Consider the following 14332-nt stretch of genomic DNA (forward strand, 5'->3'; position numbering starts at 1 on the left):
AACCGCTGACGCAACGTCTCGCACGATAGAGGCGGTCGACGAGGAGGGCAACTAATTGCAGCACCTCATCTACCACACAGTGCCGCAATTCATAGTGCGGGACTGCGGTGGTAACCCTTGCAGCGGTGATGACCTCCGGCATCGGAGCGGGGCCCATCGTCACGGCTCTCGTCGGGTCGGACTTCTCGGGATTGGACGGCGCCGCGCTGGCGAGCACGTGCCTCGCATACTAGAGACGTCTATGCCGAAAGCAACATAGCAAGACCCATTATTTCCGCAGGTAGACCTGGCAATTGGCTTGCGAATACCACACGAAATCACAACAACGACGTGAACGAAAGGACACGAGAAAAAACGAGGGGAACCGCTTTCGGCCTCCCTCGCGAAGAGCCTCAACTATTCCCACTCGCGATCAAATCGTTCCTTTCCATGGCTCTCGTCCACATGATGTAACGGTCGTCTCCCCATTCTCACCGGAATCAGGTGATTTCAGGGCACCCGAGCTGAACTCAAAAATGAACTCAACACCTCTATCGGTCGGCGGCTTCAGAGCAGTTTGCATCCCCGAGGAGAGCAGGCGCCTCCGGCATGACCGATACCTGCTAGATGCGCACGATATAACCGTCTTTGCGCGGGGCGGCCGCGCCCTCGGGTCCCGCGGCGTATCCCAAGGCGATCGCACCCACGCCTCGCAGCGTCTCGGGCAGGCCCCACTCCCTGAGGAGCGCCTTGCCCTCAGCACCGTCGAAGATCTCGCGCTCGCGGTGGATCCAGCAGCTGGAGAGCCCCAGGGCGTGCGCCGCGAGCATGAGGTTCTCAAGCACGCAGGAGCCGTCCTCCACGAAGGTGCCGCGCCCACCGTCGGCGAGCACGACCACGATGACCGGGGCGTCGTAGTACGGGTCGGTGCCCCTGCCCATGACGGCGGCGTTGAGCCGACGCAGGCGCTCGCGGGTCCCGGGGTCGGTCACCGCCACGATCACCGGAGACTGATGGCCGCCGCCGGTGGGCGCGAAGGTGCCCGCCTCGAGCACCTGATCGAGCAGCTCATCCGGCACGGGCTCCGCCGTGTATGATCGCACGCTGCGACGCGTCTTGATGAGGTCGATAAGGTCGTTCGCCATGATGTCATGTCCTTTCTCCCGCTGGTGCTGTCTATATAGAAAGGCCGCCCGTCTGCCAGAGGCAGGCGAGCGGCGAAAAGATGACGGTATCCGGAAAAATCCGCTGCGATTTTCGAGACCCATTATGGCCTCAACGTCAGCGCTGTCAAGAGCCGAGGGCGATCCGACCATTCCTGCTTGACATTTTCGAAGAACCCTCGACAATTTAGTCCGTCTAAAAACGTGTGGACTTTTCTGGGCGCAAGCCACCTTTTTGCCACGCAACCGAGCATCGGTCGCGTGGTTTTTCCTGCTTGTCAGCAGGGCAACCTCTCCTCCAAAAGCTCGGGACTTATGGAGCCGAGCCCCGCACAGAGCGGGACAACGGAAGGAGTAGATATGGAAAACGCAATCGATTCTCCGATGTCGTCTACGGGCGCATCGTCTCCGGGGCATCGCCAGGTGGTAGCAGCTCTGCAGGTGTTTGCGGGCGGCGCCTGCTACGGCGCGATGGCAACCACGTACAAGCTTGCCTACGCAGCGGGCTTCACCTCCGCGCAGGTGGTGGCGAGCCAAGCGTGGTTCGGTTGCTTGTTCTTCGCGTTCGCGACGGCCGTGAAACTGGCGCGCGGCGGACATCTGACTCGTCTTACGTGCACACAGGCGCTCAAACTCATGGGGCTTGGCGCCCTAACCTGCACCACCTCGATCCTGTACTGCTACGCCATGAGCGTGCTCCCCGCACCCGTAGCGCTCACGCTGCTGTTCCAGTTCACCTGGATGGGACTCATCTGGCAGACCATCATAACGCGGCGGGCGCCCAAGCCCCTCGAAATCGCCTCGGCCGCGGTCATCGTGTTCGGCACCGTGTTCGCAAGCGGCGTCTACAAAACAGGGCTCGCCGGCTACGACCCCGTCGCCCTCGTCTGTGCCCTCGGAGCGGCTGTGACCTGCTCTCTGTTCGTCACGTTTTCTGGCAAGGTCAAGGTTAGCTGCTCCAACGAGCAGCGAGGCGTCATCGTGTGCCTCGGCGCGGGCATCATGTCGCTCACTGTGTGTCCCAACTACCTCGTCTCCGGCGTCGTCTTCCAGGGCATCCTGTCCTTTGCCGCCGCAGCGGGATTCTTCGGCCTCATGTGCCCGGTGCTGCTCTTCGGCCTGGGCTCCCCGCACCTGCCCGCCGGCCTCTCCACCGTCATGGCGGCCGCCGAGCTCCCCGCTGGTCTCTTTATCGCCATGATCGTGCTCGGCGAGCCCCTCGGCGCCGTGGAGTGGCTAGGCGTGGCCGTCATACTCGCTGGCGTGTGCCTTGCGCAAGTGCCCGCGCTGGGAGGAGCCCGCTCACAGAGACCGACGGTATAGCCAAGCCAATGAGACGGCTGCGGATTCGGAGCGACCAGCTGGAGGGAGCAGTCAGCAAGGATAATGGGGTTATTCAATCGGAATGTGACAGGAGCGGGCATCATGGAACTGAAGAAGCTCGATCAGGATTTCTCGGTATGCAAGGTGAAGGACTACTCGCTGGTAGGCCTTGGCGCAGAGTACTGCTTCATCGGCAAGACGGATGAAGAGGACTCCCTGGTATGCGCCACCAGCGATGTCCCGTCGAACGTTGTTGAGCGCGACGACGGGTGGAAGGGCTTCCGCATCCAGGGGGTGCTGGACATTCTCGCTCATCGGGATACTGACCGGCATCGCGGAGATCCTGGCAGAGAACGGCATCTCGACGTCCTGCGCGAGGTGAGCTTCCGGGGCGCGGCCTACGCCGCCGCCGAGATCGAGCGGAGGTGCGGCGTGCGCCACTCCGTTCGGGCGGTGGAGATGCGCGCGAGCAGGATCCACTGCTCGCTGGCCGTGCAGACGGTGTGCCCGCAGTGCGGGGCGGTGGGCGTGAAGATCAACCGCCAGACGGGCATGTGCCGGCGGTGCACCGAGGAGTACCACCTCGCGCAGGAGCGGGCCTTCAACGAGCAGCTGGAGCGCGAGCGGGCGCACGCCGAGGACGCCGCCGACATAGACGACGTGCGGCGGGAGCGGGACAGGATGCGGCAGCGGAACTCGCGGCTGTGCAGGAAGTACGGGCTTGCGGGGAAGCGGGAGCGGGGTGATTCGCTCCGCCGCTCTCACTCTTAACCGTGGTACGGGCAGCGCGCGCCGATGCACGCGACGTTGTCCGACGAGACGGCGCAGACCGGCTCTGAGGTCGGCTGCCGAAGGTCAACGCCCAGCACCTCGTTGAACCAGCGGACCGCGCCCCGCACGGCCACGCGAGAGTCGCGCTTGCAGCAGCGCGGGGAGCCGGCCTGGGCAATCTGTCCCAGCAGGTCGGCGACCATCTTCTGCGTCTCGCTCCAGCCCTCGGCCTTGAGAGGGGCATTGCCAAGCAGGATCGAGAGCGCCATGCCGCACGATGCGGCAGCACCGCACACGCCCCAGCGCGCGCACGCGCCGCCGGGAACCGCGCCAGAGCGCTCGGAGAGCTCCTGGAGCTGCCCCCTCAGGTCGCCCGAACCCGTGGCGTTGCGCACGGACGCCAGCAGGGCGGCCCCCACGAGGAAGTGGTGGACGGGGCCGAACGCCGCGCACTCGGGCGCTGCCATGAGGTCCTCCAGGATGTCCGCAGGGCTGGTCGAGGTGCTGTTCTCGCAGATGACGGAAGCCCAGGAAGGGACGTCGTTGCTCGTAGCCATGATAGCTCCCCTTTCTGTAAACACATTGATGGATGTCGAAATATTATACATCGAAGAACGTCGATATATAGTAGAATAATTGCGTGAGTCACGCTTTCAGAACAGGGAGGGCCACATGGGAGCACGGAGCATCGGGCGGCCGCACGTCGCCTTCGTCTGCACGCACAACGCGTGCCGGAGCCAGATGGCGGAAGCAATAGCACGCCAAATCGCGGGCGACGTGCTTGACCCCTATTCCGCGGGCACCGACCCCACGCCCGAGGTCGATCCCGGTGCGCTGCGGGCGCTCTCGGAGCTCTACGGCATAGACGGAACGGGCCTGCGCCCCAAGACGCTCGACGAGCTGGGAGAGGCGGACATCGTGGTGACTATGGGGTGCGGGGTCCGGTGCCCCGTGTTCCCGTGCGCGCACCGCGAGGACTGGGGGCTCGAGGACCCCGCCGGCCGCGGCCCCGAGGCGTTCCGGGAGACCGCCCGCGTCATCGAGGCGAGGGTGCGCGACCTGGCATGCCGCGTGGAGCGCGGCGAGATTCCCGGCGTGACCGCGCCCGTGCGCGCCGACGTCCTTCGGGCGCTCGCCGACGAGCGGCGGCTCGCTGTGGTCGCCTCCCTCGCCGAGGGCGGAGAGACCTGCGCCTGCGAGCTCCTCGAGGGCCTCGGCATCGGGCAGCCGACCCTCTCGCACCACATGAAGCTCCTCACCGAGTGCGGCTTGGTCAGCGCCCGAAAAGACGGTCGCTGGCTGCGCTACACCCTCGACCGCGAGCGCATCTCCGCGCTCGGGGACGCGCTGAAAGAGCTCGCCCGCTGACCCTTCTTGTGACGCGTGGCGAGAATCCACCGTGAGAAAGTCTATCGACGTTTCACGGGGGTGATTCGCATGGCGAGGCGTCCGAAGCTGACGCAGGAGATGGTGGACGAGGCAATCAGCCTCAAGGCGGACGGCCTCTCCAACGGCGACATCATCTGCGCCCTGGGGATCCACGAGTCCACGTTCTACCGCTGGATCGGCGACCCGAAGAACAGGCTGCAGCGCGCGTTAAGCGAGGGGCTAAAAAAGGAGGAGTCGGCGTTCAAGCGGACGCTGCTCACCACGATCCGCTCGGCGGCGCTGGCGCGCAACCAGTACTGGACGGCGGCGGCGTGGCTGCTGGAGCGCAAGTACCCGGACGAGTTCGGCAAGGCGGATCGCCAGCGCGACGACGCCAAGGCGGACGCCGCGCCGAAGATCGTGCTCGGCGTGCTCGCGCAGCCGGTGCAGGAGAGGCTGCCCGGCCTCGACGGGGACGGCGCCGATGGTTGACGCCTCCTCGCTCGTCATCCCGCGCTTCCACGACGTGCTGGGCGACGTGATGGCCCACGGGCACACGCACTACTGGCTCCACGGCGGGCGCGGCTCCACGAAGAGCTCGTTCATCTCCGTGTGCATCGTCCTTCTCCTCCTGGCGCGACCGGAGGCGAACGCGGTGGTGGTGCGCAGGTTCTCGAACACGCTGCGCGACTCCGTGTTCTCGCAGATGACGTGGGCGATCGCGGCGCTGGGGCTCGACGCGTGGTTCCGCGCGCGCATCTCCCCGATGGAGCTCACGTACCTGCCCACGGGGCAGCGCATCGTGTTCAGAGGAGCCGACGACCCGCTCAAGCTCAAGGGCGTGAAGTTCGCGCGCGGCTACGCGGCGGTGGTCTGGTTCGAAGAGCTGGACCAGTTCGACGGCATCGACGCGGTGCGGAGCATCCTGAACTCGCTTCGGCGCGGCGGGGACGACTTCTGGATCTTCTACTCGTACAACCCTCCCCGGACGCTCTGGAGCTGGGTGAACCGCGAGGAGCTGGAGCGGGAGCGGCGGGCTGACACGCTCGTTCGCCAGAGCTCGTATCTGGATGTGGTGGACTCGCACCCCGAATGGCTCGGCGCCCCCTTCGTCGAGGAGGCGGAGTACCTGCGTGAGGTGGACGAGCGTGCGTGGCTCTCGGAGTACCTGGGCGAGGTCACGGGGACGGGCGGCAGCGTGTTCAACAACGTGGTGAGCGTGCGGCTCTCCGACGCGGCGTGCCGGGGCTTCTCGCGCACGCGAAACGGGGTGGACTGGGGCTGGCTCCCGGACCCGTGGCGCTTCGTGAGGTGCGGGTGGGAGCCCGGCGAGCGCAGGCTCACGATCTTCGGCGAGCTCTCGGCGAACCGCAAGACGCCGAGCGAGACGGCGGCGATGGTGGCCTCGGCGCTCACCTACGCGGACGGACCCGGCGAGGACGCCTACCTGCACGACGGGCTGATCTGGTGCGACGACACGCCGGACGGCAAGCAGAGCATGGCCGTGTGGCGGCGCGAGGCGGGGCTGCGCGTGCGCCCTGCGAGGAAGTCGAACATGCGCAGGCTCAGCTACGAGTGGCTGGCGGGGCTGCGTGAGATCTGCATCGACCCGGAGCGGGCGCCGCTCGCCTACGAGGAGTTCCGCCTCAAGGAGTACGACCGTGACGGGACGTGGCTCGATGACATTCCCGATGGCAACGACCACTCGATCGACGCGGTGCGCTACGCGATGATGGACGACGCGCTGAGGGGGTAGCGGCGCGGGCGTTCTTCTCGGCAGCTAAATGATGGTGCATGTATGTATGGACGTGCGATAGCCGGAAATGGTCGCCGCGCGTTCTTCTCGCCTAAAATGAACTAGTAAATTGCAGCTATGCGGGCAGGTGTGCCATGAACATCCCTCTGAACAGCATCCTCAACCTCACGGAAGAGCGGATTGAGAACAGCAAGATCGAGCTGAACATGAACGACGGAAAGACCAAGGAGCCGTTCATCGACCGATGGCTCGACCGTCCGGAGGACGAAAGAGCGGCCGGCCTGGCCAAGAGGTGCTCGTACTGGACCTGGTACAGGCCGGACCGAAGGAACTTCCGGGAGGGCAACTGGGTGTTCAGCTTCATGCGCCTCTACCGCCAGGACGAGTGGCTTTTCGTGTCTGCCGCCGAGATTGTGGACACACCTGAGTACGGGAGCGAGAACGGATATGCGACGGTACGGATTCTCGAGACCTACGCGCCCCTGTTCGGGAGGCTCATCATCAACCTCCACAAGGGCAACAAGTTCTCGCTCTACGTGTTCAGGCTCGACAAGTTCCTCGGCGAGGCGACGGTGAAGGAGATCCTGCCGGCGCTCTACACCGGCGAGGCGTTCGATGGGTACGACCGCGTGCACCTGCCCTACGCGAAGCTCGACAGGATTTTCAGGCGCGAGATCATGTCCTCCTACCATGACGCACTAGAGAGCGTGACCGGGGTCTACTGCCTCACGGATACCAGGACCGGAAAGCTCTACATAGGCTCTGCCACCGGTGAGGGCGGCGTGGCGGCGCGCTGGGGCAGCTACCTTGACTCCAGGCACGGAGGCAACAAGAAGCTGCGAGAGCTCTACGATCGCGAGGGCGAGGGGTACTTCCGAGAGAACTTCGAGTTCACGCTCCTGGAGTACTTCGGCATGAGCTACGACCCGCAGAAGGTGCTGGAGCGGGAACAGTGGTGGAAGGACTGCCTCGACACGCGGGCTCACGGATACAACGATAACTAGACGGGCGTTCTTCTCGCCTGGCGCTCTTTGTTCTTTGCCCTTTGTGACGGGCGGGTTCAATGGGCGTGTTCGGACGAGGCGGGAGGTGCGCTGTGCAGGGGCTGGATGACGAGTACTGGGTGCCGGAGCATGTGAGGGAGTGGCTGAGGTCGCTCGGGTTCTCGCTGCCGCTGGAGGACATGGAGCCGCACATCCGGGCGTGGGACCGGTGGATGCGGGCGCTCGGGGACTTCTACGACTACCGCGACACCGACGGCGTGGGGCGGGTGTACGAGGTGCACCGGCGCTCGATCCACCCCGCCATGCGGGTGTGCCGGGAGTGGGGGTCGCTGCTGCTGAACGACAGGACGCAGGTGGCGTGCGAGGAGCAGGCGTGCACGGACTGGCTCGCGGCGTGGATGGCGCGGACCGGGTTTCTCGCCTCGGCGCAGGAGTGCGTGGTGCGGGCGTTCGGCCTGGGGACGGGCGCGTGGGCGCTCTGGGTGGACGCGGGCGCGGGCGAGGTGCGCGTGCGGAGATACGACGCTCGCATGGTCGTGCCCCTCACGTGGGACGAGGAGGGCGTGACCGAGTGCGCGTTCGTGACGCGGGCGTTCTGGAGGGGCAGGGCCGTCGACCAGGTGCAGCTGCATCTCAAGGGCGCGGGCGGGACGTTCTTCTCGCCAGGCGAATCTCTCGGAGAGGGCGTGGGCGCGGGTTCTTCTCGCCTGACTGACGATGCAAGCGAGGGCACGTACCGGATCGTCACGGCGTGCTTCGACCGAGACGGCAACAGGGTCGAGCCGGAGGGCGTGTGCCCGGTGTACGACACGGGATCCGTGTGGCCGACCTTCTCGATAGTCAAGCCCGCCATCGACAACACGCGGGTGGACATGTCGCCCTACGGGCAGAGCGTCTTCGCGGACGCGGTGGACGCGATCCAGGCGGTCGACCTCTGCTACGACGCGATGATGTCGGAAATTGACAACGGCAAGATGCGCGTGTTCCTCTCGGACGTGATGTTCGATACGGAGCGGGACGGCAAGGGCGGGCGCGTCTCCATCCCGTTCGGCAAGGCGGACTGCACGGTGTTCAGGAAGGTCATGAGCACAGAGGACACGATCCACGAGTTCGCGCCGACGCTGCGCACCGAGGCGCAGGCGCGGGCGTTCAGGGTCGCGCTGCAGACGCTCGGCGACCTCTGCGGGTTCGGCATCAACTACGTCGACCTCGAGAACGTCGGGTACGTGAAGACCGCCACGGAGGTGTCGGCCGACAACTCGGCCCTCATGAGGAACATCCGCCGTCACGAGCGCGCGCTCGAGGGCGCTCTGGCGGGAATCTGTAGGGCTCTGCTGGCGGCCGAGCGCAGGCTCGGCGCGGAGACGCGCGCCGCAGGGCGGGCGTGACGACGGCGTGCGCGCCCGCGTCGGTCGCTGCAGGCCGCGCGAGAGCGGAGGGAAGCGGCTTAGCCCCCCTGGCGAGGGCAGACCGCGCAGCGGGCTGACCCGAGCCGGCGGCGAAGACGCGACCGGAGCGGGGCGCGGCCGTGAGGGGGACTCCCGCGCGCACGACGGCGGCACGTACGCCCCGTGCGCGCGACGCAGCGGCGGCGGTCACGGCGCGCTCGGCCCCTGGTTGGCAGCGGCCGGTGGCGGCGATGCCGGGTGGGCGGCGAAACAATCGCCCTTCTCGTCCTTCTCGACGTTCTTCTCGCCCTGTACTTGTCGACAATTCTTTATCGTCTGTCGAAAACGAGGCGCAGGTCAGACGTAGTGTTACGAAGCGTCGTCCCTCTCATCATCCCTTGTGGGACAATCGTCTCGGACGAGGAAGGGAGGACGTCGTGGAGGGACGCGACGTCGCGCGGTTCGCGCGTGAGCTCAGGGAGATGATCGAGGAGCGGGGCGCCGCCGCGCTTGATAGGTTCGACTGGGCGGAGCGCTTCTGGGGGCTCGGCTTCAGGATGGACTGCGGGCACTCGTACGAGGAGCGCTACGACATCGCCCTGCACGACGTGCGCGGCCTCAGGCGCGGACTCTCGCGCATCGACGACGTGCAGACGCTCGGGGACGCGTGCTTCTCGCAGTGCCGCTACATCACCCACTGGGCGATGGGCCCCTGCGACGATCTGGTCGAGTGGCTCGGGGTCGCGCTCGCGAGGCTCGAGGAGCTCGCCGGCGGCGTCGAGCTCGCCTGGGACGACGAGGCGGACGCCTGGCGGAGGGCTGGCGACCGCTGAGGGCGCGGCCGCGACCGGGACCGGCGGAGCCGGACCGCGCGCAGCGCTGTTGATGTGCAATAGGAAGTGGTCCAAATGAGCGCCGGCTTCTGAGCAGCGCGTGTATCAAAATGTGAGCAATTTTGGCATGAAGGCCGCACCCAGGAACCAGGACCACGGCCGCCCCCTCTAGCGCGGCGATGTTGGATGGCTCCTCCCTCGGAAGCTCCAGGAAGGCGAATCGGAACGCAGCTACGGTGCCTGGTGCGATAAGATTCATCTTGGGTCTCCCCTTCTCGTCGAATCCGAATCCAACTCGAAGGGCAAGGAAAGCCCGTCTCCATATCAAACCAACCGAAACCATATGCCGTATAACGAAGGCCGGGATGAGATGATCAAGAACGTAAGTGACCCCTCCGTAGCCAACATCCTATCGACCGATGCGCTGAAGGTCTACAACATACCCCGTTACCAGCGTGAGTACACATGGGGCCAGCGAGACTGGGCGAACCTCTACGACGACGTCTTCGACAATGACCCAGGCTACTTCCTCGGGTCCATCATCGTCATCCAGGGCGAGATCGACCCGAAGACCAACATAGTGGACTTCGAGGTCATCGACGGCCAGCAGAGGCTTACTACCATCAGCCTGCTACTCGCAGCGCTGTACGCCCGCATCAACGAGCACCCAGACGCCATAGACGAGGACATGCAGCTCGACGACATCAGGCCGCTGCGCAACAGGCTCGTCCTCAAGTCGAACAAGGGCATGACGCGCGTGGTGCCTCAGGTTCAGAACCACAACCAGGACGACTACCGCTGGATCCTCAAGGAACGCGTCGGACTCGCAGTCGTGATGCAGCGGCCCAAGTACCACGGCGTGCGCAAGATGTCGAAGGCATTCGAGTACTTCTATGACCGGCTCGGCGAGGAGATCTCCGGCATGGGTGATGACGATGCCGTGAGCACCCTGCTCGACAAGAGCAGGGTGCTCTGCTCGGCCGTGCTCGTGCAGATCAACGTAGACAGCCACGCAGACGCCTACACGCTGTTCGCATCGCTGAACAACCGAGGCGTGCCCCTCTCCGCCGTGGACCTAATCAAGAACACCCTGCTTGCGAAGGTGGTCGACGCCGATGGTGACGAGCTCGACTACTACTTCGAGCAATGGCAGGAGGTGCTTCGCAACCTCGGCGACGACTACGCCACCCAGGAGCGCTTCTTCCGCCAGAACTACGACGCCTTCCGCCGCGACGTGAACAGGCCCTTCGTGCAGGAGGGCGGCGCACAGCTGCCGCTCGGCTCGGTGGCCACCCGCTCAAACCTGCTCAAGATCTACGAAATGAGGATCGGCCAAGACCCCGGCGCGCTTGGGGTGCTCGACGAGCTCATCGGCAACTCCGCCATCTATTCGCAAATCATCGGGGTTGACCGCGAGGGCATGGACGCCGGGCTCGTACGCCAGCTCGCGGAGATTGCACGCGCTCAGGGCGTCCCCTCCTACCTGATGCTCCTCTACCTCATGAAGAAAAGGTCGGAGCTCGACCTGGACGACAGCCTCATCGCCGGAATCGCCGCGCTGCTGGTCAGGTTCTTTGTGAGGCGCAACGTGACCGACACGCCGCCCACCCGCGATTTGGAGCGCCTTTTCATTAGCATCTGCGAGGGCATCGAGGACGAGCGGATGAAGGGCGTAGACGTCGCCCGCTACATCAAGCGGAGGCTTGTCGACGTTTCGTCAAGCGACGCGACCTTCAAGGAGCGGCTTGAGGGACCGATATACGACGTGAACCCGGACATGACGCGCTACATCCTCACCGTGCTCGCGGAGCCGAGCGTCACCAAGGAGATGAAGGGGCTCTGGGAGCGCTACCCGTCAGGTAACTACGTGTGGACCATCGAACACGTGCTCCCCCAAGGCGAGAACATCCCAGCGAGCTGGGTGGACATGATCGGTGGTGGCGACAAGGCGAAGGCCCGGGAGATTCAGGCTGCATACGTCCACACCCTCGGCAACCTGACCATCACCGGCTACAACTCGAAGCTGAGCAACATGCCCTTCATCGAGAAACGCGACCGCAAAGACTCAAACGGCTCGAACGTCGGGTACCGCAACGGACTCAACCTCAACGACGACCTCGTGAGCGTGGACAGCTGGACGAAGGAGCAGATTGAGGCGAGAACCGAGAAGCTCGTGAAGCTCGCATTGAAGGCATTCACGTTCGACGACATCGAGTTTTAGCGGGACATAGCTGGAATGAACAATACGGTCGCAGCTGCTTTCTTCATGGATGACGACAGGCCGCTCATCCAATACGAGCTCGCATTCCAAGAGAAGCCAAAGCTCCTCGTGGCTGAACCCAGTTCTTTCGGAAGCTCATCGGGTGCCAGAGAGGTTTATGCTGGCGTGACCGAGACACTTGAGGACAGCATCAAGTGGGAACCACACGTAGACGAGGCGGACAAGCTCGACTACATCGTCGCGGTGAGCAGCGGCGTCCTTTCCGGCCTTATTGATGTCTTCTACATGGGCGAGCTCTCCCTCGACCACGCAAGCGAGTGGGGCAGGGACAAGATCGAGAAGGTGGTGATGAAGGTCGCCCGCGTGGAAGGCTACTCCGGGAATGACTTAAGCGACGCGATAAAAACGCTCGAGAAGAACCACCCGCTTGCGGCTGATGGCAACACCAACGACTTCGGCGGAGGACTGCAGCACCACCTTCGCGACTTCTCACACCATTTCAGCATCGGCGGCCTGTTCTTCTCGATATTCACCCAGTTCACCGGGCTTGTCGTGGGAACCGACAAGGCAGGCATGCCGCACGTCGTTCCCGTCCCCAAGTCGCACAGGGCCTGCATCGGAAAGAACTTCCAGGAGAAGATCGCCTTCGGAACCATCGGCTGGTTCTTCCACATGGTAAGCGACATGGCAGGCTCCAGCGGTGCGCTCATGGGCGGCACCGGCATTCCCGGCCCGCTCATATCGTTCATGAAGGAGCTCTCGGCGCTCCCGTTCTTCAAAGAGTCCGGCGACGGAGACATGGGCTTCCGTCTGTGGGTGACCAAGCTCTTCAACGGAACCTTGCTTGCCGACCACGACGAGAACGGCAGGATAATCAAGGACAGCGTCAGGAAGTTCGACCTGCGCACCGAGGTCGGCATACTCGGCGAGGTCGGAAGGCAGACCATCCCGGTGCTCATAAACCAGTGCGTCGTGCGCGGGTTCTACTTCTGCAGGAGGCTTGCCCGCGAGGTCCGGGACCTTGGGATACGCTGCATTGGCGACCTCGAGCGAATCGCCCCCGAGGACATTCTTCCCTGGGGCACCCCCGCCATGCGCCGCATGGTCACCGTGTCGAGCGGCGTCTTCACTGGCGTGGACATCGCCGACGCCGCCGTGAGGGCCATCATGGGCAAGGACCCCGTCACGTTTTTCCTACGTGTGAACTACGTGGGCGTGGCGACTTTCATGATCGCCTGCGTCGTAGACGTAAACGCCACGCTCAAAGACAGGGAGTTGGAAGAGGGCGAGAGCCCAGAGGAGGCATACGAGCACGGGCTTTCCGACCTTGGCTGCCTCAAGCTCGACTTCATGCAGGCGCGAATGCTGCACTCGATCGAATACGCCATCGTCGCCCACGACATCACAGAAGAGAAGCACCCAAAGCGCGCCGAGAGGAAGCGCGCATGGCTCAAGGAATGGAGCGAGATGGTCGTCGAAACGGTCGACCTCGTTTGGGCAGCAAGCGCCGGGTACTTCCTAGGCAGTGATGCCATATACGACTCCGTCGCGACACGACTCGATAACCGCGCAAACAGCTCCTGGCTGTGGCTCATCGCGATGGAAGCAAAGCGGTTCAAGCCCTACGTTCCGCTACATGGCGACAACGACAAGCTCTACAAGGGGCTCAAGCTCGGCAGCGACTACCTCGGCGAGGTATTCTGCGAGCGCCAAAGCGTCGTGGAAAAGAAGGACCTCACGAAGCTAGACAAAGCGGTTAACAGCGCACGCGGTAAGCTTGACGGTGCCGTTACCAAACGTGTCGTTGGAGCTGCAGGAACCGTGGTTGTCGTGGCAGCGACTGGTGGTCTCGCGTTCTACTTCGCACCCGCCATAGCACCGACATTGGCAGCGGCTCTGGGGCTTGAGGCGGCCGCGCTGCACGGAGCCGCTCTCACGAGTGCCAGCCTTGCATTTCTTGGCGGCGGCGCCATCGCCGCCGGTGGCACCGGCATGGCAGGCGGGACTATGCTCATAGCCGGCGGTGGCGCGCTGCTCGGAGCCGTCGGTGGTTCCGGCGTCTCTGCCGCGACGTCGATGGCACTTGTGACGAACGGGAGCTATGTACTGGACGAGTGCGCCAAGCTCGTGGCCTTCTGCAAGGAAGTGCTTATCGGGCGGTACGACGACCTCAACTCCGTCACTGAGATCCATACCGTGCTGAACCAGCGGATACTCGAGCTTGAGGTGGAAATCGAGACGATAAAGCGTGGAGTGCCTGACGATAAGGTGCCCGATGACGATAACGATGGAGCGGATGACAAGGATGAGATCAGCCCGAAGAAGATGATTAAGATCCTGAACCGGAGTCGGAAGTTCATGCGACGCAGCAGTGATGAGCTCGCCAAGACTCTGAAGACGGCGACCAAGAAGATAAGCGCCTTGCCAGCTGGTGGTAAGATGGGGTCATGAGCGACATTGAGGGACAAGCGCCAGCTGCCAACAACGTTGTTCCGACAATAAGCACTGATGCGCTCTAAGAAACGC

13 protein-coding genes are annotated in these 14332 nt (G+C 64.1%); 11 read left to right on the forward strand and 2 right to left on the reverse strand.

What is annotated here, in order from left to right:
• Positions 1 to 107 precede the first annotated feature (107 nt).
• Positions 108 to 233 carry a hypothetical protein gene (locus H9X80_RS09235; RefSeq protein WP_275100680.1) on the forward strand — a complete coding sequence of 42 codons (126 nt, stop codon included), beginning with the start codon at positions 108 to 110 and terminating at the stop codon, positions 231 to 233.
• Between the two features lie 369 nt (positions 234 to 602).
• Here H9X80_RS09235 and H9X80_RS03425 read toward each other — a convergent pair whose 3' ends face one another.
• Complete coding sequence (locus tag H9X80_RS03425; RefSeq protein ID WP_204792954.1) at positions 603 to 1124, reverse strand: nitroreductase family protein; 522 nt, start codon at positions 1122 to 1124, stop codon at positions 603 to 605.
• A 378-nt stretch (positions 1125 to 1502) separates the two neighbouring features.
• Between H9X80_RS03425 and H9X80_RS03430 the strand changes: the two genes are divergently transcribed.
• Both H9X80_RS03430 and H9X80_RS03435 read left to right on the forward strand, forming a co-directional pair.
• On the forward strand, positions 1503 to 2465 hold the full coding sequence (locus H9X80_RS03430) for a DMT family transporter (protein ID WP_204792955.1): 963 nt from the start codon (positions 1503 to 1505) through the stop codon (positions 2463 to 2465).
• Positions 2466 to 2567: 102 nt separating this feature from the next.
• Positions 2568 to 3236, forward strand: coding sequence for a hypothetical protein (locus H9X80_RS03435; protein WP_239471543.1), 669 nt, complete (start codon positions 2568 to 2570; stop codon positions 3234 to 3236).
• Here H9X80_RS03435 and H9X80_RS03440 read toward each other — a convergent pair.
• On the reverse strand, positions 3233 to 3793 hold the full coding sequence (locus tag H9X80_RS03440) for a DUF5714 domain-containing protein (protein WP_143786286.1): 561 nt from the start codon (positions 3791 to 3793) through the stop codon (positions 3233 to 3235). The two genes, H9X80_RS03435 and H9X80_RS03440, sit on opposite strands and share 4 nt — an antisense overlap.
• A 115-nt stretch (positions 3794 to 3908) precedes the next feature.
• On the opposite strand from H9X80_RS03440, the gene H9X80_RS03445 reads away from it, so the two are divergent.
• The 8 genes from H9X80_RS03445 (at position 3909) to H9X80_RS03480 (ending at position 14257) form a co-directional block, all read left to right on the forward strand.
• A complete protein-coding gene (locus H9X80_RS03445; protein WP_204792956.1) occupies positions 3909 to 4604 on the forward strand; it encodes a metalloregulator ArsR/SmtB family transcription factor in 696 nt (231 codons plus the stop codon).
• 69 nt (positions 4605 to 4673) lie between these two features.
• Positions 4674 to 5096: a hypothetical protein gene (locus H9X80_RS03450; RefSeq protein ID WP_204792957.1), complete on the forward strand. Its 423-nt coding sequence runs from the start codon at positions 4674 to 4676 to the stop codon at positions 5094 to 5096.
• On the forward strand, positions 5089 to 6360 hold the full coding sequence (locus H9X80_RS03455) for a PBSX family phage terminase large subunit (protein ID WP_204792958.1): 1272 nt from the start codon (positions 5089 to 5091) through the stop codon (positions 6358 to 6360). Before H9X80_RS03450 ends, H9X80_RS03455 begins: the two co-directional genes overlap by 8 nt.
• A 134-nt stretch (positions 6361 to 6494) precedes the next feature.
• Positions 6495 to 7364, forward strand: a complete 870-nt coding sequence (locus H9X80_RS03460; RefSeq protein WP_204792959.1) for a GIY-YIG nuclease family protein — start codon at positions 6495 to 6497, stop codon at positions 7362 to 7364.
• Between the two features lie 92 nt (positions 7365 to 7456).
• Positions 7457 to 8752, forward strand: coding sequence for a hypothetical protein (locus H9X80_RS03465; protein WP_342590862.1), 1296 nt, complete (start codon positions 7457 to 7459; stop codon positions 8750 to 8752).
• Between the two features lie 437 nt (positions 8753 to 9189).
• Positions 9190 to 9585, forward strand: coding sequence for a hypothetical protein (locus H9X80_RS03470; RefSeq protein ID WP_204792960.1), 396 nt, complete (start codon positions 9190 to 9192; stop codon positions 9583 to 9585).
• 370 nt (positions 9586 to 9955) lie between these two features.
• Positions 9956 to 11806 carry a DUF262 domain-containing protein gene (locus H9X80_RS03475; RefSeq protein WP_204792961.1) on the forward strand — a complete coding sequence of 617 codons (1851 nt, stop codon included), beginning with the start codon at positions 9956 to 9958 and terminating at the stop codon, positions 11804 to 11806.
• 15 nt (positions 11807 to 11821) lie between these two features.
• Positions 11822 to 14257, forward strand: coding sequence for a hypothetical protein (locus H9X80_RS03480; RefSeq protein ID WP_204792962.1), 2436 nt, complete (start codon positions 11822 to 11824; stop codon positions 14255 to 14257).
• Positions 14258 to 14332 lie beyond the last annotated feature (75 nt).

This window comes from Olsenella profusa (assembly GCF_016900315.1).
Classification (GTDB): Bacteria; Actinomycetota; Coriobacteriia; order Coriobacteriales; family Atopobiaceae; genus Thermophilibacter; species Thermophilibacter profusus_A.